This window comes from Streptomyces africanus (genome assembly GCF_030816955.1).
Taxonomy (GTDB): domain Bacteria; phylum Actinomycetota; class Actinomycetes; order Streptomycetales; family Streptomycetaceae; genus Streptomyces; species Streptomyces africanus.
In genome coordinates this window covers 6092504-6115527 of the sequence record NZ_JAUSYP010000001.1, presented here as the reverse complement: position 1 = coordinate 6115527, position 23024 = coordinate 6092504, and the positions used below count along the sequence as shown (strand labels likewise).

The following is a 23024-nucleotide window of genomic DNA, read 5'->3' as shown; positions in this document are numbered from 1 at the left end:
AACTCCCCTCCCCCACCAGCACTTCAGGGAGACCCCCATGCTGCGCGGCATCGATGTGAGCGCCTTCCAGTCCTCCTCCTACGACACCGACGGCCTCTCCTTCGTCTTCGTCAAGGCGACCGAGGGGCGTTCCTACGTCAACCCCAGACTCGCCGCCCAGACGAAGCGGGCTCGCGACGCTGGCCTGGTCGTCGGCTTCTACCACTTCCTGTGGCCCGGCAACCTCACCGCTCAGGCCGAGTACTTCCTCGCCAAGGCCCCGGACCGGCCGGGCGACATCCTCGCCGTCGACTGGGAGACGACCAGCAACGGGACGCACGCGAGCAACGCGGAGAAGGACCTGTTCATCCGGAAGCTGAAGGACCTCCGGCCGGACAACCAGGTCATCCTCTACGCGAATCGCCACTTCTGGCTGAACATCGACACGACGTCCTACGCGGGCGACGGCCTGTGGATCGCCGACTACGTCAGTGCCGGGAAGCCGCGCATCAAGGCCAAGTGGCGATTCCACCAGTACACCGACGACCCGCTGGACAAGAACGTGGCCGCCTTCGAGAGCAAGGCGGCGCTGCGGAACTGGGCCGAGGACGCCTAGACGGACACCTAGCCGCTGAACTCCGGCGTGCGCTCCGGGGACGCCTCCGCCAGGGCCTTGGTGACCGCCTCGACGCCGTCGCGCAGGCCGTAGACCGGGGTGTCGGGCTGCTGGCGCCAGGAGTCGTCGAGGCCGCCCGCGTCGACGGTGTCGAAGCCGAGTTCGTCGATCAGGTCGCGCACCTTGCGCTTGGCCGCCGCGTCGTCGCCGGCCACCGGGAGGGCGATGCGGCCGGGGTCGCCGGCCGGCAGCGGGCGGTCCAGGATGTCCTGGGCGTACGTGCCGTTGAAGGCCTTGATCACGGGATGGCCGAGCTGCCGCTCCGTCCAGCGGCTCTCGGTGAGGCCCTCGTCCTCGATCGCGGCGATCCTGCCGTCGCGCTGGCGGGGGTAGTAGTTACCGGTGTCGATGACCACGACGCCGTCGGCCGCCTCGTCGAACAGGCCGGACGGCAGGTCCGGGACCGCCTTCAGCGGAATCGTGACGACGACGATCTCGGCGCCCCGCGGGGCCTCCTCGACCGTCACGGGTGTCGCGCCGGTCTCCTCCGCGAGGCCCGTGAGCGTGTGCGGGCCGCGGGAGTTCGCGACGTACACGTCGTGACCAAGGGCGGTGAGCCGCCGGGTCAGATTGCCGCCGATGTTGCCCGCTCCGATGATGCCGATCTTCATGTCCTCGCCCTTCCAGGGGGGTCAGGAATTCCTGGCCAGCTTCGTGATCAGGGTCAACCTCCGGGGCGGAGGGGCTATTCCGGCTTCCGGGAAGGTGCGAAGGGGTCCTCCAGTTCGCCGCGCAGTACCTCCGCCGCTCCCTCCGCGTCCCCGTCCGCCACCGCCCGGACGAGTGCCTCGTGCGCCTCGTCGCCGGTGTCGGGGTCGTCGGCGCGCAGGCCGGTCAGGGACAGCAGTTCGATCAGGCCCTCGCGCAGGACCGGGCTGAACTCGGCGAACAGGTCGGCGAGCACCGGGTTGTGGGCGGCGGCGATCACCGCGGCGTGGAAGGCGATGTCCGCGTCGACGAAGGCGGCGTCGTCGGCCGTGCCGGCGGCTCGGCGGCCCTCCAGTGCGGCCCGGAGCGCCGTGACGTCCTCGGGGGTGCGGCGGCGCGCGGCGAGCCGGGCAGCGTGCACCTCGACCGCCATCCGGACCTCGTAGACGTCGGTCACGGCGGCCCGGCGCAGCCGGGTCGGCCAGTCCTCGACCGGCTCGGTCGCGATGACGAAGACACCGGCGCCCTGGCGGGACCGGACCAGCCCGGCTCCGGCCAGCGCGCGCAGCGCCTCGCGGACGGTGGAGCGGCCCACGCCCAGCTCCTTGGCCAGCGTGGTCTCCCCGGGCAGCCGGGTGCCGACCGGCCAGGCGCCGCCGGCGATCTGCTCACGCAGCCGGGCGGCGGCCTGCTCGACCAGGGGGCTGGGGCGGACGGAGCCCAGCGGCATGGCTTCACCAACTTGTCTGAGGAGTGGGAGCTTTCCACTTGTCTGAGGACCTGAGTGGTGGATAGCGTACTGCGCATGATCTTCCGCGGTCTTCTTCTCGGCTGCCGCGGCGGGGCCTGACGCGACCGGCACCCCGCCGCGGGGCGCCGTGCTGCCGGTCACCGTCCGACCGAGCCGGAAGGCCACAGCCGACGATGACCACCACCCCTGCCCCGGCCTGGAACCCCCAGCGCCCGGGCCCCATGCCCTGCCACCGCTACCGCCCCTTCCAGGAGCGCGTGCACGTGCCCGCCGCGGACCGCGACTGGCCCGCCGCCCGGATCGAGCGCGCTCCCCTCTGGGTCCCCGTCGACCTGCGCGACGGCAACCAGGCCCTGGCCGAACCGATGGACACGCCCCGCAAGCGCCGCTTCTTCGACCTGCTGACCGGCATGGGCTTCAAGGAGATCGAGGTCGGCTACCCCTCGGCGAGCCGCACCGACTTCGACTTCGTGCGGCACCTGGCGACCTCCGGTGCCGTGCCGGACGATGTCACGCCCGTCGTGTTCACCCCGGCCCGCCGGGACCTGATCGACCGCACCTTCGACGCGATCGAGGGGCTGCCGAGGGCTGTCGTGCACCTGTACATCGCGACCTCGCCGGTGTGGCGGGACGTCGTCCTGGGGCGGGACCGGGCCGAGGTGTGGCGGACCGTGCGGGAGGCCGCCGAGCACATGGCCCGCCGGGCGGACCGGGCCTCGTCCGTCCGCTTCCAGTTCTCCCCGGAGACCTTCAACCTGACCGAGCCCGACTTCGTCCTGGACCTGTGCGACGGGCTGACCGAGCTGTGGGACGCGAGCCCGGACCGGCCGGTCACCCACAATCTGCCGGCGACCGTGGAGATCGCGACGCCGAACGTCTACGCCGACCAGATCGAGTACGTCCACCGCCACCTGTCCCGGCGCGACAGCGTGATCCTCTCCGTGCACCCGCACAACGACCGCGGCACCGGCGTCGCCTGCGCCGAACTGGCCGTGCTGGCCGGTGCCCAGCGCGTCGAGGGCTGCCTGTTCGGCAACGGGGAGCGCACCGGCAACGTCGACCTGGTGACCCTGGCGCTCAACCTGTACGCCCAGGGCGTCGACCCGATGATCGACTTCCGGGACATCGACACCGTCAGGGAGACGGTCGAGCACTGCAACCGGCTGCCCGTGCACCCGCGCCACCCGTACGCCGGGGAGCTCGTCCACACCGCCTTCTCGGGCACCCACCAGGACGCGATCAGCAAGGGACTGGCCCGGCACGCCGAGCGGGCCCGGGAGCTGGGCGTGCCGGAGGGGCAGGCGCCCTGGTCGGTGCCGTACCTGCCGATCGACCCGGCCGACGTGGGCCGCTCCTACGAGGCGGTGATCCGCGTGAACTCGCAGTCGGGCAAGGGCGGCATGGCCCATCTGCTGCGCACCCACCACGGCGTCGACCTGCCCGCGCGCATGCGGCCGGACTTCTCCCGGGCCGTGCAGGAGGCGACGGACGACAGCGGGCGGGAGATGACGCCGAAGGAGCTGTACGCGCTGTTCCGGGCGACGTACCTGGTGGCGGACGGGGAGGTGGCGCTGGAGGCCTGGTCCGTGCACCGGGACGGGGCCGGCGGTCACCGCTTCGTGTGCACGCTGCGCACCGGCGACCGCACCGGCGACTACGAGGGCACGGGCAGCGGCCCGGTCTCCGCGTTCGTCGACGCGCTGGCCGGCGCCGGGATCGGCGTCGACGTCCTCGACTTCTGCGAGCAGAGCGGCGACGGGGGCACGAACGCCTTCGCCGAGTGCCGTGCCGGGGGCAGGGCCTGCTGGGGCGCGGGCCGGGACTCCTCGGCCCTGGGCGCCTCGGTGCAGGCGGTGCTGTCCGCGGTGAACAGGGCGCTGCGGTGACGCCGGTCGTCCTGCGCGCCGAGGACGTCCACGTCGTACGCGACGGCCGGCCGATCCTGGCGGAGGTGTCGCTGACCGTCCGGGCCGGGGAGCACTGGGCGCTGCTCGGGGCGAACGGCGCGGGCAAGTCGACCCTGCTCGGCCTGCTCGGCGCGCTCGTCCACCCGACCCGGGGCTCCGTGGAGGTGCTGGGCCACCGGCTGGGCCGGGTCGACCTGCGGGAACTGCGCGCGCACGTCGGGCATGTCGACCCGCGGCATCCGCTCACCTCGCCGCTGCGGGTACGGGACGTCGTCCTGACCGGCCTGACCAACTCGGTGGAGCCGCTGCCCCGGTGGCGTCCGGCGCCGGAGCAGCGGGAGCGGGCGGAGCGGCTGATCCGGACGCTGGGGCTGGCCGAGCACCGTGAGGCGCGCTGGCCCACGCTCTCCCAGGGGCAGCGCGGCCGGACCCTGATCGCCCGGGCGCTGATGCCCGAGCCCCGGCTGCTGCTCCTCGACGAGCCGGCCACCGGCCTGGACCTGCCGGGCCGGGAGCAGCTGATCGGGGCCCTCGGGGAGCTGCGCCGGGAGCATCCGCGCCTGGCGACGGTCCTGGTCACGCACCACCTGGAGGAGCTGCCGGCGCACACCACGCACGCCCTGTTGCTGCGCGAGGGGCGGCCGCTGGCGGGCGGCCCGGTCGCCGGGGTGCTGACCGCGGACCAGCTCGGCAAGTGCTTCGACCTGCCGCTGGCGCTGGAACGGCACGACGGCCGCTGGAGCGTCCGCACGGCCCGGCGGGCATGACGTGGGGGCCCGGTCCGTCCGCGGACGGACCGGGCCCCCACGCCCCGCGGCAGCTGAAGCGCCCGCGTCACTTGTTCAGGTAGGCCCAGAACTCGTCGAAGCTCAGCTTCTTGTCGCCGTCGAGGTCGCGGGTCTTGATGACGACCTCGGCGACCGACTCCGTGACGTTCCAGTCGCCGGACCGGGCCAGGGCGGTCTTGAACTCGGCAGCGGTGATGAATCCGTCACCGTCCGTATCGATCCGCTCGAACTGCTTGCGTGCTTCCTCGATGTCCGCCACCGATCCGCCCCTACTCTCGTGTTTCAGGTCTTGCTGACGCAGGTCAGATTAACTGCCCGTGCGCGCCTCCAGCGCGGCGACCACCCAGGCGAACTCCTCGTCGTAGGTCGGCTGGGGGTCGAGGCCGTTGACGACGGCCTGTAGTTCGCGGTAGCGGGCGACCCGTACGTTGGAGGCGGCCGTGAGGCGTTCGAGTACGGCGGCCCGGTCGGTGTCGCCGAGCAGGTCCCTCAGGACGTCGTCGGCTTCCGGCGCCTCGGGGGCGATGCCGCGCTGCCGTGCCTGCGACGCGAGCTGAACGAGCCGGCTCATGAACCACAGGGACGAACCGGCCGGGACGTCCGGCCCCCGGTCCGCCGCGTTGAACTCGATCATCTGCCGCATCTGCGCGCGGAAGCCGGGGTCCTGGATCAGCTCGGCGAGCTCCACCCAGGCGTCCACCTGTTCGGGCGTGGGGTCGTCGGGCAGCTGGGCCGCCGCGAAGCGCAGCCTGCGCCGGATGTCCGGGTCGGCCGTGTCGATCCCCTCGAAGATCTCCGCCATGAAGTCCTCGACGATCCGCCGCCGCTCGGCCGCCGAGAGCCGTGCCAGTCTGTTCATGAGTGTCATCTCCTCCGCACCGGAACCACGTTTGGCCACCGTCGACAGCACCGCACGGGTCACCTTGAGCGACCGGATCTGCGCGTCCAGCGCGACCACATGGGCGGCAGCGACCTGCGCGAGCGTCGTCTCGCCGGCCAGGACCCGGTGGACGTCCGCCAGGCCGAGGCCGAGTTCGCGCAGGGTGCGGATCAGCTCCAGGCGGGCCACGGACGCGGCGTCGTACAGCCGGTAACCACCCGCGGACCGGGCCACCGGGGGCAGTGCGCCCTCGTCGGACCAGTACCGGATGGTGCGCACGGTCAGTCCGGTGACCCGGGCCAGTTCGCCGATGGTGAGCAGGCCGGTGCCGTCGTCGATCATGTCTGGGAGTCTGGGCCTTCCAGTGGGTGGAGACTCAAGGAGCGCGCGTGGCGGACACTCTGAGGGACATTCTCGATGCGGCGGCCCGGGGTGTCTTCCCGCCGGCGGACGGCGGTACGACGATCGTGCCGCAGCCCTCGCCGCGGGACGCGGGGGTCCTGGCCTTCACGGCGCACTCGGTCGTCTTCACCGACGAGGATCCCGGCTGGGTGCGGCGGACGCTCGCCGTGACCGACTGCGACAGGCTCGCGGCCACGATGAACGCCCGCTTCCTGACGGCCCTCATGGACCGGACGGGACGTACGTCGGACACCGTCGACGTGCTGCTGACCGGCGCCGCGCTGCCCGGGGAGCCACCGGTCGCGCTGGTGGAGATCGACGATCCCGGCCATCCGCGCGTGGCATCCGCGCTCCGGCGGCGGGACGACGTGCGGGTGTGGGCGGCGGACGGCGGGGTGCTCGTGCTGGGCCGTGGCGTGGCCGGGCGCTGGGAGACAGCCGTCGAGGTGGACGAGGGGGCACGGCACCGGGGGCTCGGACGGCGGCTCGCGGCGGCGGGGCGGCGGCTGGCCGGGGGCGCGCCGGTGTGGGCCCAGGTGTCGGCGGGGAACGCCCGCAGTCTGCGGGCGTTCCAGGCGGCCGGCTACCGGCCTGTGGGCTCGGAGGTGCTGCTCAGTGCCAGGGCTCGTAGTGGGGGTTGCTCTCGCACTCACTCATGATCTCGGTCTTGGTCCGCTGGTCGACCGGGCAGACGCCGACGATGTACTCGCGACCGATGCCGCCGGGGAAGGTGACCTCCTGCTGGTCGGCCCACTTGTGGGTGTCGCCGATGGTCGGCGCGTCAACTGCCCCTCGGTGGACGGCTGCTGACCGTCACCGGAAGATGCCGGTGTGGCCGAGCGAGTAGCGGCCGGGCTGCGGGTAGACCGCGAGGCCGTGCGGTCCGTTGCCGACGGGGATGCGGGCGAGCTGGGTGCCGGTGCGGGTGTCGACGGCGTACACCTCGCCGTCGTAGCGGCCGGACAGCCACAGCACCTTGCCGTCGGCGGAGACACCTCCCATGTCGGGGCTGCCGCCGTCGGGCAGCCGCCACTTCTTGGTCAGCTTGTCCTGCGTGAAGTCGAAGACGGAGATCGTGCCCTCGCCCCGGTTGGACACGTACATCTCGCGGGAGTCGCGGCTGACGTACAGGCCGTGGCAGCCCTTGCCGGTGGGCATCAGGGTGGGCTCGGTGAACCTGTCGCCGTCCAGGACCCACATGCCGTGGGCCATCATGTCGGCGATGTAGAACTTCTTGCCGTCGGGCGAGACCTTCACGTCCTGCGGCATGGCTCCCTCGAACGGCAGCCGCTGTTGCCCGACGACCTTCATCTTCTCGGTGTCGACCTTGAGCAGTTCGCCGCTGAACTCGCAGGAGACGATGAAGTAGCGGCCGTCGAGGGAGAAGTCGGCGTGGTTGACGCCGTAGCAGGAGACCGGGACCGTCTTCCTGATCTCCATGGTGTGCGGGTCGCGGAAGACCAGTTCGCGGTCGAGGGAGGCCATCACGAGGGCGTACTTGCCGTGGGGCGTGAAGTAGAGGTTGTACGGGTCGTGGACCTCGACCTCCTTGCCCGCCTTGCCGGTCTTCGGGTCGATCGGGGTGAGGGTGTGGCCGCGGTTGTTGTTGACCCAGAGCGTCTTCAGGTCCCAGGAGGGGACGACGTGCTGAGGCTGGCGGCCCACCGGGATGGTCTCGATGACCTCGTACGTCTTCGGGTCGATGACGGAGACCGTGTCGGAACCGGTGTTGGGCACGTAGACCCGGGACGGGAAGTCCTTGACCACGGGCGACAGTTTGTTCGGACGGTCGGCCGCGTACACGTCCTCGGGATCGAGGACGGGCGGCATCCCGGGCAGTCCCCGCACGGGCTTCTTCTCGCGCGGCGCGGGCACGGCGGCCTTGGTGGCGCGTGCCTCGGAGGTCCGTTCCCCTCCCCCGGTGCCGCAGGCGGCGAGGACGGCGAGGGCGGCGCCCGCGACGAGGGCGCTTTTGACAAGGTGGCGGTGCATTGCACCATTCAAGGTCGGCTCCACGGGGAATCCGGTGATTCGCCCGATCGGCGGCCAGGCGAGCCGGCGCAGGTCACACCCCTCGTCGACCCGGCTGCGGCGGCCGTTCTCAGCGGTCGTTGACCCGCATCTCGAACCACGTGGTCTTGCCCCGGGGCAGCAGATCGACCCCCCAGCGGTCGGCCAGCTTGTCGACGAGGAACAGGCCCCGGCCGCTGATGTCCAGCTCCTGGACCGGCATCAGACAGGGCAGCCCCCGGGAGGGGTCGCGGACCTCGACGCGGATCCAGCCGCGGCGCCGGTGCAGACGCAGCCCGAAGACCCGGGCGCCGGTGTGGCGTACGGCGTTGCCCACCAGCTCGGAGACGAGCAGGACGGCGTCCTCCGTGGTCTTGGGGGTGAGCCCCCAGTGGCGCAGGACGACGACCTGGGTCAGCCGTCGGGCGGTGGCCGCGGACTCGGGGAGGGACGGCAGCGGCACCTCCGCCTCCGTCGGGTCGCCGTACAACTCCAGCGCCTTCAGCGCGCGTTCGTCCTCGACGGTCGGCGACCAGCGCGCCGCGGCCGCATGCGCGTGCCCCCGCGGCTGTTCCGTACCCTCCAGCCCCGCCATGCCCCCATCATGGCCGCCCGGAGCGCCCCAGGGGGCCGTTCCCGGGGAAAACGGCCCTGGGAGCGGGGTGCCGAGCGGCGAGCCGACGGCATATGCCAAAGGCGCTTCGGAGTCGCCCACGGCCCGTCCGACCTGCGGCGATGCCCCGTCGCAGGGCAAACGACCCGGACACGCGGCCGGGCACGATCAAGGCTGCCTCAAGGCCGCCCTGAACCGCCCCATCGAGGGACCCGGATCAGACGCGGCGTCAATCACAACCCCCGGAAGGGGTGTTCAGAGGAACTTCGCCTTGCCCGGCCCCTCCTCCACGAAGCTGCGCATGCCGCGCTCGCGGTCCTCGGTGGCGAACAGGCCCGCGAACCAGTTCCGCTCGACCGCCAGTCCCGTCTCGATGTCCGTCTCCAGGCCCGTGTCGACCGCCTCCTTGGCGGCGCGCAGGGCGAGGGCCGGGCCCTGGGCCAGCTTCGCGGCCCAGGCGTGCGCCTGCGCGTACACCTCGTCGGCGGGCACGACCCGGTCGACCAGGCCGATCTCCTTCGCCTCGTCGGCCTTGACCATCCGGCCGGTGAAGATCAGGTCCTTGGCTTTGGAGGGGCCGACCAGGCGGGCCAGGCGCTGGGTGCCGCCCGCGCCGGGGATCAGACCGAGCAGGATCTCCGGCTGGCCGAGCTTGGCGTTCTCGCCGGCGATGCGGTAGTCCGCGCACAGCGCGAGTTCACAGCCGCCGCCGAGCGCGTAGCCGGTCACGGCCGCGACGACCGGCTTGGGGATCCGGGCCACCGCCGTGAACGAGTCCTGCAGGGCACGGGCGCGCAGGACCATCGCGGTGTGGTCCATCGCCTGCATCTCCTTGATGTCCGCGCCGGCCGCGAACACCTTCTCGCCGCCGTAGACCACCACGGCCCGCACGTCCTCGCGGCGCGCGGCCTCCTCGGCGAGTTCCTTCAGCCGGTCCTGCGTGGCGATGTCCAGCGCGTTCATGGGCGGGCGGTCGAGACGGAGCGTGCCGACGCCTTCAGCGACTTCGAGAGAGACGGTCATGGCAGCAGGTTAACGGTGGCTAACGGGTAAGGCCCCGGTGCGGTCCGTCACACCGGGGCCTCGTCGTCAGCTCAGAGCTACTTCTTCCACTTCTCCCACGACATGTTCCAGCCGTTGAGCCCGTTGTCCGGGTCGACGATCCGGTCCTCGGAGTTCTTGACGACCACCACGTCGCCGACCATCGAGTGGTTGAAGAACCACGCGGCCGGCGTGTTCTTGTCCCAGCCGCCGCGCACGTCGCGCAGGCCGATGCAGCCGTGGCTGGCGTTGTGGTTGCCGAAGGCGCCGCCCGCCCAGTAGTTGCCGTGCAGGAAGGTGCCGGAGGTGGTGAGGCGCACGGCGTGCGGGACGTCCTTGATGTCGTACTCGCCGCCGTAGCCGACGGTCTCGCCGTTCATCCGGGTCACCGTGAGCATCTCGCTGATGACCATCTGGCCGTTCCAGGTCTCCATGCCGGGCTGGCCGGTGGTGACCGGGATGGTCTTGAAGACCTCGCCGTCGCGCATGACCTTCATCGTGAGCTTCTTGGCGTCGACGACGGAGACCTGGTTGCGGCCGATGGTGAACTCGACCTTCTTGTCCTGCTCGCCGTAGACGCCGGAGCGGCCCTCGACGCCGTCGAGGTTCAGGTCGACGGTCACCTTGGTGCCGGGCTTCCAGTACTTCTCGGGGCGGAAGTCGAGACGGTCGTTGCCGAACCAGTGGCCCTCGACGTCCACGGCCGGTTCCGTCCTGATGCGGATGGCCTTCTCGACGTCGTCCGGGTTGGTGATGCCCCGGCTGAAGCGGATGGAGAACGGCATGCCCACGCCGACCTTGGAGCCGTCCTCGGGGGTGAAGGTGCCGATGAAGGTGTTCTTCGGCGTCAGGGTCGTGAAGCCCGCGTCCTCCGCGGCCGTGCGGCCCTCGGCGTCCTTGGCGACCGCGTGCACCGTGTACTTGGTGGCGGCGGCCAGGTGGGTCGACGGCGTCCAGGTGGCGCCGTCGCCGGATATCTCGCCGTCGACCTTCTTGCCCTTGGCGTCCTTGACCACGACCTCGGTCAGCTTGCCCTTGGCGGCGGTCACCTTCAGCGTCCCGCTGGTGTCGACGGATTTGGCGCCGTCCTTGGGCGTGATGCCGACGACGGCCTCGGACTGCTTGCTCTGCGCGGCGTCCGCGCCCTGGCCGGTGCCCCCGCCGGAACCGGAGCCGGTCCCCCCGCCGCCGCACGCCGTGACGGCGAGCAGCAGCCCGCCGAGTATCAGCGCGAGCAGTCCGTTCCGGCCCCTAACCGACGCCCCCGATATCGGTCGCCCGTTCACGTCGTTCTCCCCTCCCCGGGCCTGGTCAGGCCCGCACCCCTGCGCGTGTCCCCCGCGCATCGGCGAATAGTAACCACAGGTCGCACGGCATCGGCGGCCCGTGATTGTCACCGTTCGGTCCCAACGGAACGCCGGGTCAACCCACCCCTGTGTACGGCTACTTCACCGCACTGCCCGCCTTCCATGCGTTCCAGCCCATATTCCAGCCTCCGAGCCCGTTGTCGGGAGCGACCCTTTTGTCGTTGCTGCGGACCACCTCGACGACGTCCCCGACGAGGCTGCGGTCGAAGAACCAGCCGGCCGGGGTGTCCGAGCCGCCGCCCTTCACATCGCGCAGACCGATACAGCCGTGACTGACGTTGGTCCGGCCGAAGACGGTGTGGTGGGCCCAGTAGTTGCCGTGCAGGAAAGTGCCGGAGTCGGTCAGGCGCATGGCGTGCGGGACGTCCGGGATGTCGTACTCGCCCTTGCCGTCGCGTTTCTTGAAGCCGACCGTGGCGCCGTTCATCCGGGTGACGTCGTGCATCTCGGTCACCACCATCTTGCCGTTGTACGTGGTGTTCTTGGGAGCCCCGGCCGTGACCGGCACGGTGGCGAGCACCTCGCCGTCGCGCCGCACCTCCATGGTGTGCCGGGCGGCGTCGACCACGGAGACCTGGCTGCGGCCGACGGTGAAGGAGAACGCCTTGTGCTGGAGGCCGTAGACCCCGGGCGCCCCTTCGACGTCCCGCAGGCGCAGGTCGACGGTGACCTGGGTGCCAGGTTTCCAGTAGTCCTCGGGGCGGAAGTCGAGGCGGGTCCGGCCGAACCAGTGCGGGCGGATCTCGACGGCCGGGCGGGCGGTGACCCGCACCGCGCGTTCGACGGCGGCGCGGTGGGCGATCTCCCGGTTGAACTCCAGCGAGACGATCATGCCGGTGCCGACCGTGGCCCGGTTCTCCGGACTGACGTAGCCGATGAAGCGTTCCTCCGGGACATACGTCGTGAACGTGGTGTGCCGGGCGGAGCGGCGTCCGTCGCCGTCCACGGCCACCGCGTCGATCGTGTATTCGGCGGCCAGCGCGAGCCGCTTGTCCTCGGGCTCCCAGGACAGTCCGTCGGCGGAGAGGTGCCCGGGCACCGGCGACTCCTGCGCGTCCTGGGACCGGACGACCTTCACCGACTCCAGCCTGCCGTCGGGCACACGCACCCGCAGCTTCCTCCCGGGGCGCACACCCCTGCTGCCGTCGTCGGGCGAGACCCGGATGACGTCCTCGGGCGCCGGGGGCGCGCCGAACGCCCCCGCGATCCCGCCCGCGTCGTCCGAGGTACAGCCGGTGGCCCCGGTCAGGAGCCCTGCCCATGTCACTACGGCGGCCAGCGCGGCCCTCGCGCGCCGCGCGCGCCCTTGTACGTGCCTCACGAGGTGCCCAACGACCGGCCGCGGCCCCGGGAAACGACCATGCCCGCCCCCGGGGAAACGTGAGTGCGACCCACGCTCTGGGCAGAACAGTGGGGAGGACGACGCGCAGGGGAGCCGCGACCCGGGCCGCAGCAGAGCCGCACCCCTCTGTCCCCCGTCGTCCCACGAGCCGCGGGAGGCTGACAGGTGTCCAGCGCAGCCGAGCAGGAGGCGGTGGCCGGTCATCAGGCCACCGGGAACGGGCGCCAGGCCGCCGCCGTGAACGGTGCGCGGCGGGCCGCGCCACCGCCCGCGGTGCCCGCCCGGCCGGGCGCGCCGACGCCGCTGGGCGCCCGGTTCCGGGTCGGCCCGGACGGGGTGGCGGGGACCAACTTCGCCCTGTGGGCGGGCGGTGCCGAAGGGGTCGAGCTGTGCCTCTTCGACGAGCGGGGCAAGGAGTCGCGGGTCCGGCTCGCCGAGCTGACCCACGAGATCTGGCACGGCTTCGTCCCGGGCGTGCTGCCCGGGCAGCGCTACGGCTACCGGGTGCACGGCCGCTGGGACCCGTGGACCGGCGCCCGCTGGAACCCGGCGAAGCTGCTCCTCGACCCCTACGCCCGGGCCGTGGACGGTGACTTCAGTCTGCCGCCGGAGGTCTACGGGCATGTGCGCGACTGGCCGCAGCAGCATGTCGCCGACACCGTGCGCGACGACCGGGACTCGGCGCCGTACGTCCCCAAGGGCGTCGTCGTCCACGATGACGACGACTGGGCGGACGACCGCCGCCCGAAGACGCCCTGGGCGGACTCGGTGATCTACGAGCTGCACGTCAAGGGCTTCACCCGGCTGCACCCGGGCATCCCCGAGGAACTGCGCGGCACCTACGCCGGCCTCGCGCACCCGGCGGCGATCGAGCACCTGGTGAGGCTGGGTGTGACGGCGGTGGAGCTGCTGCCGGTGCACCAGTTCGCGCACGAGGACCATCTGCTGCGCAGAGGCCTGCGCAACTACTGGGGCTACAACTCCATCGGCTACTTCGCCCCGCACGCGGCCTACGCGGCCTCCGGGACGACCGGCCAGCAGGTCGGCGAGTTCAAGCGCATGGTGCGCGCCCTGCACGCGGCCGGGATCGAGGTCATCCTGGACGTCGTCTACAACCACACGGCAGAGGCGGGCGAGCTGGGGCCGACGCTGTCGTTGAAGGGCATCGACAACCGCGGCTACTACCGCCTCCAGGACGACCCCCGCCGCTACGCCGACTACACCGGCTGCGGCAACACCCTGCACGTGGTCCAGCCGCATGTGCTGCGGCTCATCACGGACTCCCTGCGGTACTGGGTGACGGAGATGGGCGTGGACGGCTTCCGCTTCGACCTGGCGGCGGCGCTGGCCCGCTCCATGCACGACGTCGACATGCTCTCCCCGTTCCTCGCGGTCATCGCCCAGGACCCGGTGCTGCGCCGGGTGAAGCTGATCGCCGAGCCGTGGGACGTGGGGTCGGGCGGCTACCAGGTGGGCGCGTTCCCGCCGCTGTGGACGGAGTGGAACGACCGGTATCGCAACGCGGTGCGGGACTTCTGGCGGCACGCGCTGCCGGACGTACGGGAGATGGGCTACCGCCTGTCGGGCTCCAGCGACCTGTACGCCTGGGGCGGCCGCAGGCCGTACGCGTCCGTCAACTTCATCACCGCGCACGACGGTTTCACCCTGCGCGACCTCGTGAGTTACGAGCGCAAGCACAACGAGGCCAACGGCGAGGGCAACCGCGACGGCACGGACGACAACCGGGCCTGGAACTGCGGCGCCGAGGGCGAGACGGACGACGAGGGCGTACGGGCGCTCAGGCGGCGGCAGCTGCGGAACCTGCTGACCACGCTGCTGCTGTCGACCGGTGTGCCGATGCTGGTCGCGGGCGACGAGCTGGGCCGCACGCAGGGCGGCAACAACAACGCGTACTGCCAGGACAACGAGATCGGCTGGGTGGACTGGGGCCTGCTCCAGGACCCGGGCTGGAAGGCGCTGTCCGCGCTGACCTCCCGGCTGATCGGGCTGCGCCACCGGCACCCGGTGCTCCGGCGCCGGGCGTTCTTCTCGGGCCGGGCCCAGACCGCGGACGGCCTGCGCGATCTGGCCTGGTTCACGTCCCGGGGGACCGAGATGACGGAGCAGGACTGGTACGCGCCCGCCGCCACGCTGGGCATGTATCTGTCCGGCCGGGACATCCCGGGCCGGGACGAGCGCGGCGACCAGATCCTCGACGACAGCTTCCTCGCCGTCCTGCACGCGGGCGAGGAGCCGGTGAGCTTCATGCTGCCGGGGTCGCCCTGGGCGGAGCGGTACGAGGTCGTCGTCGACACGAGTCTGGAGGAGCAGGCGGAGGCGCCGGGGGTGGAGCACGCGGCGGGGACGGAGATCACCGTGCCGGCGCGGGCGGTGCTGCTGCTGCGGGTGACGGGCTGAGGCATCGTTTCGCCAGGCCCCCGCGACGGCGGCCCGCCGACCTGGTGGCCGGCGGGCCGGTCCGCACCCTGGTCGGGTTCTACGCCTGCGACGCCGGTGCGAGCCGGGTCGCGGCGGGAGTCGACGGCGCCGGGGCGCCGCGCCCGTGCTGGGAGTACGACAGGACGCCCGTGAGGACGATCCTGAGGACCTCGCGCAGTTCGATGTGGAGCGGTACCCGCCCGCCCGGGTTCTGCGACCAGCGGTAGAGCAGGCCCAGGTACGAATCACGGAGGATGTTGCCGACCCTCATCGGATCGATGTCGAAGGTGACCTCCCCGCGCTGGCGCCCGGCTTCGATGATGTCGGCGAAGACCTGGCCCGCGTAGGGCTCCTCGAGGAGCGGCTGGCCGGCCTTCACCCACGCCTGGAGCATGGCGGCGGTGATCTCCCGCTCGGACTCGTTGAACTCCGCCAGTGCGGCCATGCACCTCTCCAGATGCACCGTCACATCGTCGTTCCGGGACTTCATCGACTCTTCCATGCACAGCTCCAGGCGCCGCTTGCGGGCCTCGGCCCAGGCGGTGACCAGGTCTTCCTTGCGCTGGAAGTAGTTGAAGAAGGTGCCCCGGGCCACGTCGGCGTGCTCGGCGATCTGGTCGATCGTGGTGCGGTCGTACCCCTGCTCCGCGAAGAGGGTCAGGGCAGAGGTGTAGATGCGGTCCCGAACCCGCTGCTTGCTGCGCTCCCTGCGCCCGAGAGGCCGGGCAGGTTCAGAGGCCATGTGCTTCCTCGCCTTCTCACGTCGTTGTGCGGGCTCCCCCGGCCATGAAAAAATTATACCACGGTACATCTATGAGCCATGGTCTTCGTTTTCCTGAGAGGGCGTCAGGGCTGTGACATCAGGGCCGTGACGCGACGGAAGCGGCGATCACACCGATGGGTTCGCGGCCCAGCAGCCGTGTGGCGGGTATGTCGACACCCGCCGTGCGGTGCAGGCGCACCCTGAGCTCGGTCGCCAGCAGGGAATCCAGCCCCAGGGTCCGCAGCGGTCTGCGCGGGTCGAGCCGGGTCGCCGAGAGGCCGAGCACGGTGGCGGCCTGCTTCAGGACGTCGTCGGGCGTGGGGGCGCGCCCGGAGGTCGTGGTCGTGGGAACCGGCACCTGTACCGGCACCGGGCCTTCCGCGTCGAGCGCCTCGCCGGCGGGGCCCGCCGCCCGGCGACGCAGTCGTATGTCACGGAACTCCGCGATCACATGGCCGTCCTCGGCCGTCAGCCACACGTCACAGCGCGCGTCGTCCGTACCGTCCGAGGGGGTGAAGCGGGCCACGCACCAGTGGTCCCGGCCTACTCCCGCCTCGTCCCGGACCAGGACGCGGCCGAAGGACACCGGCACGTAGCTGTCCGGCCTGCCCCCTGCCCCCGTGGGGTGCGGCCACGCGGCGAGCATCGTCAGCAGCCCCGCTTCGAGCCCCGTCACCCCCGCGCCGGGCGAGCGGCGCATGCGAGCCACCGATTCGCCGTCGGAGCACCACAGTTGCGCCACGGTGCACAGCGCAGCGTCGATGGTGTAGCCGCGGCCCTGGGCACGGCGGTAGAACTCCGCCGCCGGCACGTACGCGGTACACCGGGTCAGGCCGGCGTCCAGCAGCTCCCGGCCGTACGGCTCAGCCGTCCCGCTCAGGCCGGTGGTGTCCTCCCCCGTGTCGGCGGCCGGGCCGGCCGTGCGGAACCTGCCGGTCATGCACAGCTCACCGTCCCGGGTGCCGTCCGCGGTGCGCAGCGCGGTGACGGTGAACACAAAACAGCCCTCCTCCGCGGCGGGCGTCAGGCCCACGCGTACCGCGGCGTCGCGGGCGTGTGCCAGCTCCCAGGGCCGGTCCCCGAACTCGACGTCCTCCAGCACGCCTGCACCGGCTCCCCCGATGCCGTCCGCCGCCCGCAGGACGGCCTTGACGTAGAGCACCGGCGGTACGACGGCCGCGCCGCCCCGGGTGCGGACGCTCTGCCCCAGGTCGGCCAGGCCCAACTCGCGCAGTTCGACCTCCCGTACGTGCTCGGCCGGCGCGGCGGGCGCCGGAGCGGCGGCCGGCTCCTTCCTGAACTGTTCCTGGTCCCAGGCGTACGTCGGCAGCGGCACCCGGGGCGCGGTCCCCTGGAAGTAACGGTTCCAGTCGACGCGTCCGCCGTGGGAGAAGAGCTGCCCGAGCGCGCGGGTGAGGTTCTCGCCGTCGTCCTGGTGGCGCTTCAAGGTGGCGACGGCTGCCGGTGCGGCGCCCTGTTCGTCGAGGACCGCCGTGACGGACTGGACGAGCAGCGGGTGCGGGCTGACCTCCAGGAACACCGTCTCCTCCTTGGCGGCCGTCCGCACGGCCTCGACGAAACGCACCCGCTCGCGGAGGTTGTCCGCCCAGTAGGCGGCGTCCAGTTCGGGTCCGTCGACCGGCTCACAGCGGGTGGTGGAGAACATCGCGACAGGGGCGGGCAGCGGCGTGAGGTGGGCGAGGGCGTCGGTCAGGTCGTCCCGCAGGTCCGCCATGTACGGGGAGTGGGACGCCACGTTGACCTTGACGGGCCGGCAGGCCACCCCTTCGGCCCGGAGGCGTTCGGCGATGCGGTGCAGAGCGTGCGCGTCCCCGGCGAGGACGGTACTCGCGGGGGCGTTCTCCGCCGCGACGCACACCGTGTCGCCGTAGGGCGCCGCCGCGGCCGCCGCGGCCGGCGCGTCGAGTTCGACGGCCAGCATCGCGCCGCGCCCCGCCCGGCTCTGCATCAGGGAGCTGCGCCGGCAGATGACGGAGGCGGCGTCCTTCAGCGACAGCGCCCCGCAGACCTGGGCGGCGGCCACCTCACCCATGCTGTGCCCGACGCACAGGCCGGGTTCGACTCCCTTGGCACGCAGGAGCGCGGCCAGTGACACCTGCACGGCCCACAGCAGGGGCTGTACCACCGCGACGTCGTCGGGGAGTTCTTGCGCCGGTGCGTCCTCGCCGGCGCCGGTCAGCAGGCCGATGACCGACCAGCCCAGCTCCTCCCGGACGGCCGCGTCGCATTCCGTCAGGGTCCGGCGGAACACCGCCTCGGAGGCCAGCAGGCGGCGGCCCATGCCGAGCCACTGCGAGCCCTGCCCGGGAAAGACGAACGCGGTCCGGCGATCGCCCGTGAATCCGGCGTCGGCCGTCCCGCCGTCCGGGGTCTCCTCGCCCTCGGCCAGGGCGCGCAGGGCGGCGGCGAGTTCGTCGTGGGTGCGGCCGACGGCCCACATGCGGTGGGGGTGGGCGTCACGTCGCGTCGCGGCGGTGTGACAGATGTCGCGCAGGGGGAACGCGCGTCCCTCGTCGCCGTCCAGGAAGCCGGCGTAGCGCGCGGCGAGCCGGCTCAGGGCGGCCGGGGTGCGGGCGCTGAGCAGCAGCAGCTGCGGCTCTTCGGGAGCGTCCGCGGCGTCGTGCGGGAGCTGCCCGGTGCGCGGCTCGGGCACGTACTCACCGACGATCACGTGCGCGTTGGTTCCGGAGAGACCGAAGGAACTGACACCCATGAGTGCGGCCCGGCCGCCGGGCACGAGCGGGGTGTTGCGGGTGACGCAGGCGAGGGTGGCGGCGTCCCCGGCAAGGACGGGGTGCGGTGTGCGCAGGTGCAGGGACGCGGGGATGGTGCGGTGCCGGGCGATGAGCACCGTCTTGATCAGGCCCGCGATCCCGGCGGCGGCTTCGGCGTGGCCGATGTTGGTCTTGACGGAGCCGATGGGCAGCGGACGGGTCCGGCACCGTCCTTCGTCTCCCACGGCCTCTGCCAGGGCGCGCAGTTCGACGTCGTCGCCGACGGGGGTGCCGGTGCCGTGTGCCTCCACGTAGTCCAACTGGTCCGGGGTGATGCCGGCGCTGCGGCAGGCGGAGCGGATCATCTCGGTCTGTCCGGGCACGGCGGGCTGAAGCAGCGATCCGCTGCCCTGGCCGTCGTTGGTGACGGCGCTTCCCCGCAGTACGGCGAGGATCTGGTCGCCGTCGCGCAGGGAGTCGGGCAGCCGCTTGAGCAGGACGGTCCCCACTCCTTCGCTGCGGACGAAGCCGTCGCCGGAGGCGTCGGCGAACTTGCAGCGTCCGTCGGGGGCGAGCATGCCGCCCTGGGAGTAGGTGATGGCGTCGGACGGCGAGAGCACGGCGTTGACTCCGGCGGCGACGGCCAGGTCGCTCTCCCCGGTCAGCAGACTCTGCCGGGCCAGGTGCACGGCCACCAGGGACGAGGAGCACGCGGTGTCGACCATCAGGCTGGGACCCCGCAGGTCGAGGGCGAAGGAGAGGCGCCCGGCGGTCATCGTCCGCAGCCGGCTGCCCGCCATCCCGTGCACGTCCTGCCGCCCGTCGGACTCCGCCAGGTCCGCGTACTCGGCGGTCGCCTGGCCCACGAAGACACCGGTGCGGCTGCCCGCCAGCGAGGACGGGAGGATGTGGGCGTCCTCCAGTGCCTCCCAGACGACCTGGAGGAGGACCCGCTGCTGAGGGTCCATGGCCAGTGCCTCGCGCGGGGCGATTCCGAAGAAGGCGGCGTCGAAGCCGTACAGGTCGTCGATGAACCCGCCGTGCCGCGAGACGGTCGTGCCCGGTTCGCCCGGCCGCGTCGAGTGGTACCGCCGCACGTCGAACCGGTCCTGGGGCACGGGTGTGACGGCGTCGGTGTTGCGCTCGAGCAGGTGCCAGAACTCCTCCACCCCGCGCGCTCCCGGAAATCTGCATCCCATCCCGACGATCGCGATGTCAGGCATGCCGCCTTGCTGCACGAAGCCCCCCTCGGTTCTGTGTATCAGGTCCAAAAGTAAACCAGAGACCAAGTTTGACTTCCAGTTGACTCGATGAACGACAAGAGAAGACTGCGTCACGGGCGCATTTCTCCCCGCTTCCTAAGGGTGTTGACCTGCCGTTTCCTTGTATAGGGCGATGAGCGGGCGCACGACACCGGTCAAAAGATGGGCTACAGTCCATTGATACACCGCTACACACCTGAGCGAGGAGGATGGATGATCGCCAGAGTGCTGGGCCCCCTGCGCGTGACCATGAACGGCGTGTCGGTGGTTCCCACGGCGCTGAAGGCCAGAAAGCTCCTCGCCGTGCTCATCCTGAACCGGGGCCGCGTGGTGCAGCGGGCCGCCATCGAGCGCGAACTGTGGGGCCTCGACGTGCCCATGAGCGCCTCGACGGGCATCCAGAACTGCGTCATGCAGATCCGCAAGAGCATCGGCCACGCCCTCGCCGGCGGCCCCTCGGACCGTCTCCCCAAGGAGACGCTGATCACCGAGGCCACCGGTTACCGGCTCGAAGTCCCCGGCGAGCAGTTCGACATCGTCGGCTACCACCGGCTCGTGTCGGTGGCCGGAGAGGCGGAGGCCAGGGGGGACCTGTCACAGGCGTCGGCGCAGCTGAACAACGCGCTGAAGCTGTGGCGTGACGCGCCCCTGGCCGATGTGCCGGCCGGGCCCGTACTGCACCCGCACGTGCTGCGGCTGGAGGAGGACCGCAAGGCGGTGCTGAGCCAGCGCGTCGGCCTGGACCTGCGGCTGCGCCGTTACGCCGAGGTCATCGGCGAACTGCACGCCCTCGTGGCGCTCAACCCCTACGACGAGGTGCTGCACGAGTACCTGATGCTGGCGCTGTACCTCTCCGGGCGTCGCAACGACGCGCTGGCGGCCTACCAGGGCGTTCGCACCGCGCTGACCGGCGGGATCGGCCTGGAACCCTCCCACCGTCTGCGTCGCCTCCAGCAGCAGATCCTGAACTGCGACGACGCGCTGGAGCACACGTTCCTGGACGACCGCTCCCCCCATCTCGTCGGGGCGTAGCGCCCGTCAGTGGACAAGGGCCCCCGTGCGGGCGGCCGTCAGGGACGCGTGGAGCTCTTCGAGCAGGACGCCCTGACCGTACGGGGTGAAGGGGAAGAAGTGCCCGCCCTGCGCGAGCCGGCAGCGGAACGGGCCCGATGTGAAGCGGGCCCACAGGGGCAGCGCGTCCCGCGGGACGAGCGGATCGTCCGTACCGGCCAGTGCCGTCACCGGCACGGTGAGCCGCAGCGGCTCCACGGCGCGCAGCGCGTCCCGCGCGAGCGCGAGGTCATGGGCCAGGACCCGCCGCGCGGGGCTGAGCGACGGGTCGTGCAGGGCGTCGGCGGGCAGACGGTGGCCGGCGAGGATCTCGGCCAGTTCGGCCGCCGAGCCCGGGAGTTGCGGGCGGGGCCGGCTTCGCGCGCCCGGTTGGGAACAGCTCACGACCAGGCCGTCGCAGTGTCCGCCCGCGTCGGCGACGGCGAGCGCCAGCAGCCCTCCCAGACTGTGGCCGTAGAAGACGGTGGGGGCGGGGTCGAGGGCGCTCAGCTCCCGGCGGATGCCCGGCACGGCAGCGGCCAGCGTCGTACCGGGTGGGAGGCTCGCGCGCCGCTCCCGCCCGGGCAGGGTGACGCCCACGACCTCCACCGTCTCCGGCAGAGCGGCCAGGACGCTCGTGTAGCGCTGCGCGCCGGCGCCCGCGTGGGGGAACACGACGACGCGGCTGCCGCGGTCTGCGGAGGGCCGCAGCATGTGCGTCCAGTCCTCGGAGGGGGAAGCCATGTTCATTCCTCGGTGGGTCGGGGCCAGCGGCGGGCCGTACTCGGGGAGCGGGCAGCGCCCGCGCCGGGCGGGGAGCGTGCTCCCCGCCCGGCGCGGACCTCGCGGCGTGGGACTCAGGCCGACGTGATGACGAGCGCGGCGTTGTGGCCGCCGAACCCCAGCGACGTGCTGACGGCGACGTCCACCGGGGCGGTGCGGGGTTCGCCGCTGACCACGTCCAGATCGATGGCGGGGTCCGGGTTCTTCAGGTTCGCCGTCGGCGGCACCGTGCCGTGCTGCACGGCCAGCACCGTGTACGCCGCCTCGATGGCGCCCGCGGCGGCCAGCGCATGGCCGGTGACCCCCTTGGTCGACGTGACCAGGGGCGTGTCGCCCAGGACACGGCGCAGCATCCTGCCCTCGACGAGGTCGTTCATCGCGGTGGCGGTGCCGTGCGCGTTGACGTGACGGACGTCGGACGGCTCGGCGCCCGCGTCCGCCAGGGCGGCGCGCAAGGCCCGCTCGATGCCCTCCCCGTCGGGGTGCGGGGCGGTGGCGTGGTGGGCGTCGGAGGAGGATCCGTAGCCGCTGACGACGGCGCGGATCCTCGCCCCTCTGGCTCGGGCGTCCGCCTCCCGTTCCAGGACCAGCACGCCGGCCGCCTCGGCAGCCACGAAACCGTCCCGTTCCGCGTCGAACGGTTTGCCGGCGTGCTCGGGCGCGTCCCCCGACTTGGACAGGGCGCCCATCTTGCACAGCCCGGCCATCACCGTCGGAGTGAGCGCGGACTCACTGGCGCCCGCCAGCACGATGTCGCACGCGCCGGAGCGCAGCAGGTCCCGGGCGGTGCCGATGGCGGTCGCCCCGGACGCGCACGCGGTGGCGGTGACCAGACTCGGTCCCCGGGCACCGACGTCGATCGCCACGTAGCCGGCGAGCATGTTCGGCATGTACTTCGTCACCAGCAGGGGCGAGACCTTGCCGGCGCCGCGCTCGCGCAGTGTGTCGTGCTGCTCCGCGAAGGTGGCGGCGCCGCCGAGCGAGTTGCCGAGCACCACGCCGACCCGGGTGCCGTCCCAGGTCGTCGAGTCCCATCCGGCGTCGGCGACGGCCATCCGGGAGGCCACGAGGGCGAGTTGGACGAAGCGCTCCAGCTGCCAGCCGGCGAAGCCGCCCAGCAGGTCACCGGCGTCAAAACCCGGTACCCGGCAGGAGAAGTCGACCGACAGCTCGGTGAGTGCGGGGTCGCGCGTGGCGCAGGAGCGTCCGGACAGCACCCGCTGCCAGTTCTCCTCCAGGCCGATTCCGGCCGGGGTCACCAGGCCCAGGCCGGTGACGGCCGTGCCGTGCGTGGAACCGTCCGCCATCAGACCGCCGCTCCCTTGGCCGACAGCAGCTGGACCAGGTCGTCCAGGGTGTGCTCCTCGGTGAGTTCACCGTCGGCTATCTCGACCCCGAACTCCTTGTCCAGGACGAGGCCGAGCTCGATCAGGACCAGGGAGTCGAAGGACAGTTTGCCGAGCGTCACCTCGGACGCGATGATCTCCGGCTTGACCTTGAACTGGTCGGAGAGAAGGACCGAGACCCGCTCCGCGATCGCCTGCATGGTGTGTCTCCTTGTGGTGCGGTGAGTGGTGAGAGGTGTGGG

The 23024-nt window shown here is 72.0% G+C and carries 20 protein-coding genes and 1 pseudogene; 6 read left to right on the top strand and 15 right to left on the bottom strand.

Going from position 1 to position 23024, the window contains the following annotated elements; genetic code table 11:
* Positions 1-37: 37 nt before the first annotated feature.
* The gene (locus tag QF034_RS28520) at positions 38-595 is read left to right on the top strand and encodes a GH25 family lysozyme (RefSeq protein WP_306963413.1); all 558 of its coding nucleotides are present in this window, start codon (positions 38-40) and stop codon (positions 593-595) included.
* 8 nt (positions 596-603) lie between these two features.
* Here QF034_RS28520 and QF034_RS28515 read toward each other — a convergent pair whose 3' ends face one another.
* Together QF034_RS28515 and QF034_RS28510 are read right to left on the bottom strand one after the other, a co-directional pair.
* Positions 604-1266, bottom strand: coding sequence for an NADPH-dependent F420 reductase (locus tag QF034_RS28515; RefSeq protein ID WP_307177599.1), 663 nt, complete (start codon positions 1264-1266; stop codon positions 604-606).
* A gap of 74 nt (positions 1267-1340) precedes the next feature.
* Positions 1341-2033, bottom strand: a complete 693-nt coding sequence (locus QF034_RS28510) for a FadR/GntR family transcriptional regulator (protein WP_307177598.1) — start codon at positions 2031-2033, stop codon at positions 1341-1343.
* Between the two features lie 194 nt (positions 2034-2227).
* Here QF034_RS28510 and QF034_RS28505 point away from each other — a divergent pair, with 194 nt between their 5' ends.
* Together QF034_RS28505 and QF034_RS28500 are read left to right on the top strand one after the other, a co-directional pair.
* Positions 2228-3940 carry a 2-isopropylmalate synthase gene (locus tag QF034_RS28505; RefSeq protein WP_307177597.1) on the top strand — a complete coding sequence of 571 codons (1713 nt, stop codon included), beginning with the start codon at positions 2228-2230 and terminating at the stop codon, positions 3938-3940.
* On the top strand, positions 3937-4728 hold the full coding sequence (locus QF034_RS28500) for an ABC transporter ATP-binding protein (RefSeq protein ID WP_307177596.1): 792 nt from the start codon (positions 3937-3939) through the stop codon (positions 4726-4728). The genes QF034_RS28505 and QF034_RS28500 overlap by 4 nt, the downstream gene beginning before the upstream one ends.
* A 67-nt stretch (positions 4729-4795) precedes the next feature.
* Here the strand turns inward: QF034_RS28500 and QF034_RS28495 are convergent, their stop codons facing one another.
* Both QF034_RS28495 and QF034_RS28490 read right to left on the bottom strand, forming a co-directional pair.
* Complete coding sequence (locus tag QF034_RS28495) at positions 4796-5008, bottom strand: EF-hand domain-containing protein (protein ID WP_020271014.1); 213 nt, start codon at positions 5006-5008, stop codon at positions 4796-4798.
* A gap of 48 nt (positions 5009-5056) precedes the next feature.
* The gene (locus QF034_RS28490; protein ID WP_307177595.1) at positions 5057-5971 is read right to left on the bottom strand and encodes a helix-turn-helix domain-containing protein; all 915 of its coding nucleotides are present in this window, start codon (positions 5969-5971) and stop codon (positions 5057-5059) included.
* A gap of 47 nt (positions 5972-6018) precedes the next feature.
* Between QF034_RS28490 and QF034_RS28485 the strand changes: the two genes are divergently transcribed.
* Positions 6019-6690 carry a GNAT family N-acetyltransferase gene (locus tag QF034_RS28485; protein ID WP_307177594.1) on the top strand — a complete coding sequence of 224 codons (672 nt, stop codon included), beginning with the start codon at positions 6019-6021 and terminating at the stop codon, positions 6688-6690.
* Here the strand turns inward: QF034_RS28485 and QF034_RS41580 are convergent.
* The 6 genes and pseudogenes from QF034_RS41580 to QF034_RS28460 all read right to left on the bottom strand — a co-directional run.
* Positions 6644-6805, bottom strand: a pseudogene (locus QF034_RS41580) (scabin-related ADP-ribosyltransferase); the annotation flags it as partial. The gene QF034_RS28485 and the pseudogene QF034_RS41580 sit on opposite strands and share 47 nt — an antisense overlap.
* A 39-nt stretch (positions 6806-6844) precedes the next feature.
* The gene (locus tag QF034_RS28480; protein ID WP_307177593.1) at positions 6845-8023 is read right to left on the bottom strand and encodes a YncE family protein; all 1179 of its coding nucleotides are present in this window, start codon (positions 8021-8023) and stop codon (positions 6845-6847) included.
* A gap of 109 nt (positions 8024-8132) precedes the next feature.
* Positions 8133-8756: an ATP-binding protein gene (locus QF034_RS28475; protein ID WP_370880861.1), complete on the bottom strand. Its 624-nt coding sequence runs from the start codon at positions 8754-8756 to the stop codon at positions 8133-8135.
* Between the two features lie 153 nt (positions 8757-8909).
* The gene (locus QF034_RS28470) at positions 8910-9677 is read right to left on the bottom strand and encodes an enoyl-CoA hydratase/isomerase family protein (RefSeq protein ID WP_307177592.1); all 768 of its coding nucleotides are present in this window, start codon (positions 9675-9677) and stop codon (positions 8910-8912) included.
* 77 nt (positions 9678-9754) lie between these two features.
* Positions 9755-10981: a L,D-transpeptidase gene (locus QF034_RS28465; RefSeq protein ID WP_307177591.1), complete on the bottom strand. Its 1227-nt coding sequence runs from the start codon at positions 10979-10981 to the stop codon at positions 9755-9757.
* A gap of 157 nt (positions 10982-11138) precedes the next feature.
* Complete coding sequence (locus QF034_RS28460) at positions 11139-12383, bottom strand: L,D-transpeptidase (protein ID WP_307177590.1); 1245 nt, start codon at positions 12381-12383, stop codon at positions 11139-11141.
* Between the two features lie 186 nt (positions 12384-12569).
* Here QF034_RS28460 and glgX point away from each other — a divergent pair, with 186 nt between their 5' ends.
* Positions 12570-14822, top strand: coding sequence for a glycogen debranching protein GlgX (glgX, locus tag QF034_RS28455; RefSeq protein WP_307177589.1), 2253 nt, complete (start codon positions 12570-12572; stop codon positions 14820-14822).
* A 79-nt stretch (positions 14823-14901) separates the two neighbouring features.
* On the opposite strand, the gene QF034_RS28450 is transcribed toward glgX, so the two are convergent.
* A complete protein-coding gene (locus QF034_RS28450) occupies positions 14902-15585 on the bottom strand; it encodes a TetR/AcrR family transcriptional regulator (protein WP_307177588.1) in 684 nt (227 codons plus the stop codon).
* Between the two features lie 118 nt (positions 15586-15703).
* Positions 15704-19564, bottom strand: a complete 3861-nt coding sequence (locus tag QF034_RS28445; protein WP_307177587.1) for a type I polyketide synthase — start codon at positions 19562-19564, stop codon at positions 15704-15706.
* Positions 19565-19816: 252 nt separating this feature from the next.
* On the opposite strand from QF034_RS28445, the gene QF034_RS28440 reads away from it, so the two are divergent.
* On the top strand, positions 19817-20635 hold the full coding sequence (locus QF034_RS28440) for an AfsR/SARP family transcriptional regulator (RefSeq protein ID WP_307177586.1): 819 nt from the start codon (positions 19817-19819) through the stop codon (positions 20633-20635).
* A gap of 6 nt (positions 20636-20641) precedes the next feature.
* Here the strand turns inward: QF034_RS28440 and QF034_RS28435 are convergent, their stop codons facing one another.
* The 3 genes from QF034_RS28435 to QF034_RS28425 all read right to left on the bottom strand — a co-directional run bounded on the left by QF034_RS28435 (position 20642) and on the right by QF034_RS28425 (position 22982).
* Positions 20642-21397 (bottom strand): thioesterase II family protein, encoded by a 756-nt coding sequence (locus QF034_RS28435; protein WP_307177585.1) that lies wholly within the window; start codon positions 21395-21397, stop codon positions 20642-20644.
* Between the two features lie 113 nt (positions 21398-21510).
* Positions 21511-22743: a beta-ketoacyl-[acyl-carrier-protein] synthase family protein gene (locus QF034_RS28430; protein ID WP_307177584.1), complete on the bottom strand. Its 1233-nt coding sequence runs from the start codon at positions 22741-22743 to the stop codon at positions 21511-21513.
* Positions 22743-22982, bottom strand: coding sequence for an acyl carrier protein (locus QF034_RS28425; RefSeq protein ID WP_020272690.1), 240 nt, complete (start codon positions 22980-22982; stop codon positions 22743-22745). The genes QF034_RS28430 and QF034_RS28425 overlap by 1 nt, the downstream gene beginning before the upstream one ends.
* Positions 22983-23024 lie beyond the last annotated feature (42 nt).

Coding starts and splice junctions, on each gene's coding strand:
- QF034_RS28520 (WP_306963413.1), top strand. CDS start 38: ATGCTGCGCGGCATCGATGTGAGCGCCTTCCAGTCCTCCTCCTACGAC.
- QF034_RS28515 (WP_307177599.1), bottom strand. CDS start 1,266: ATGAAGATCGGCATCATCGGAGCGGGCAACATCGGCGGCAATCTGACC.
- QF034_RS28510 (WP_307177598.1), bottom strand. CDS start 2,033: ATGCCGCTGGGCTCCGTCCGCCCCAGCCCCCTGGTCGAGCAGGCCGCC.
- QF034_RS28505 (WP_307177597.1), top strand. CDS start 2,228: ATGACCACCACCCCTGCCCCGGCCTGGAACCCCCAGCGCCCGGGCCCC.
- QF034_RS28490 (WP_307177595.1), bottom strand. CDS start 5,971: ATGATCGACGACGGCACCGGCCTGCTCACCATCGGCGAACTGGCCCGG.
- QF034_RS28480 (WP_307177593.1), bottom strand. CDS start 8,023: ATGCACCGCCACCTTGTCAAAAGCGCCCTCGTCGCGGGCGCCGCCCTC.
- QF034_RS28470 (WP_307177592.1), bottom strand. CDS start 9,677: ATGACCGTCTCTCTCGAAGTCGCTGAAGGCGTCGGCACGCTCCGTCTC.
- QF034_RS28450 (WP_307177588.1), bottom strand. CDS start 15,585: ATGGCCTCTGAACCTGCCCGGCCTCTCGGGCGCAGGGAGCGCAGCAAG.
- QF034_RS28445 (WP_307177587.1), bottom strand. CDS start 19,564: ATGCCTGACATCGCGATCGTCGGGATGGGATGCAGATTTCCGGGAGCG.
- QF034_RS28440 (WP_307177586.1), top strand. CDS start 19,817: ATGATCGCCAGAGTGCTGGGCCCCCTGCGCGTGACCATGAACGGCGTG.
- QF034_RS28435 (WP_307177585.1), bottom strand. CDS start 21,397: ATGGCTTCCCCCTCCGAGGACTGGACGCACATGCTGCGGCCCTCCGCA.
- QF034_RS28430 (WP_307177584.1), bottom strand. CDS start 22,743: ATGGCGGACGGTTCCACGCACGGCACGGCCGTCACCGGCCTGGGCCTG.
- QF034_RS28425 (WP_020272690.1), bottom strand. CDS start 22,982: ATGCAGGCGATCGCGGAGCGGGTCTCGGTCCTTCTCTCCGACCAGTTC.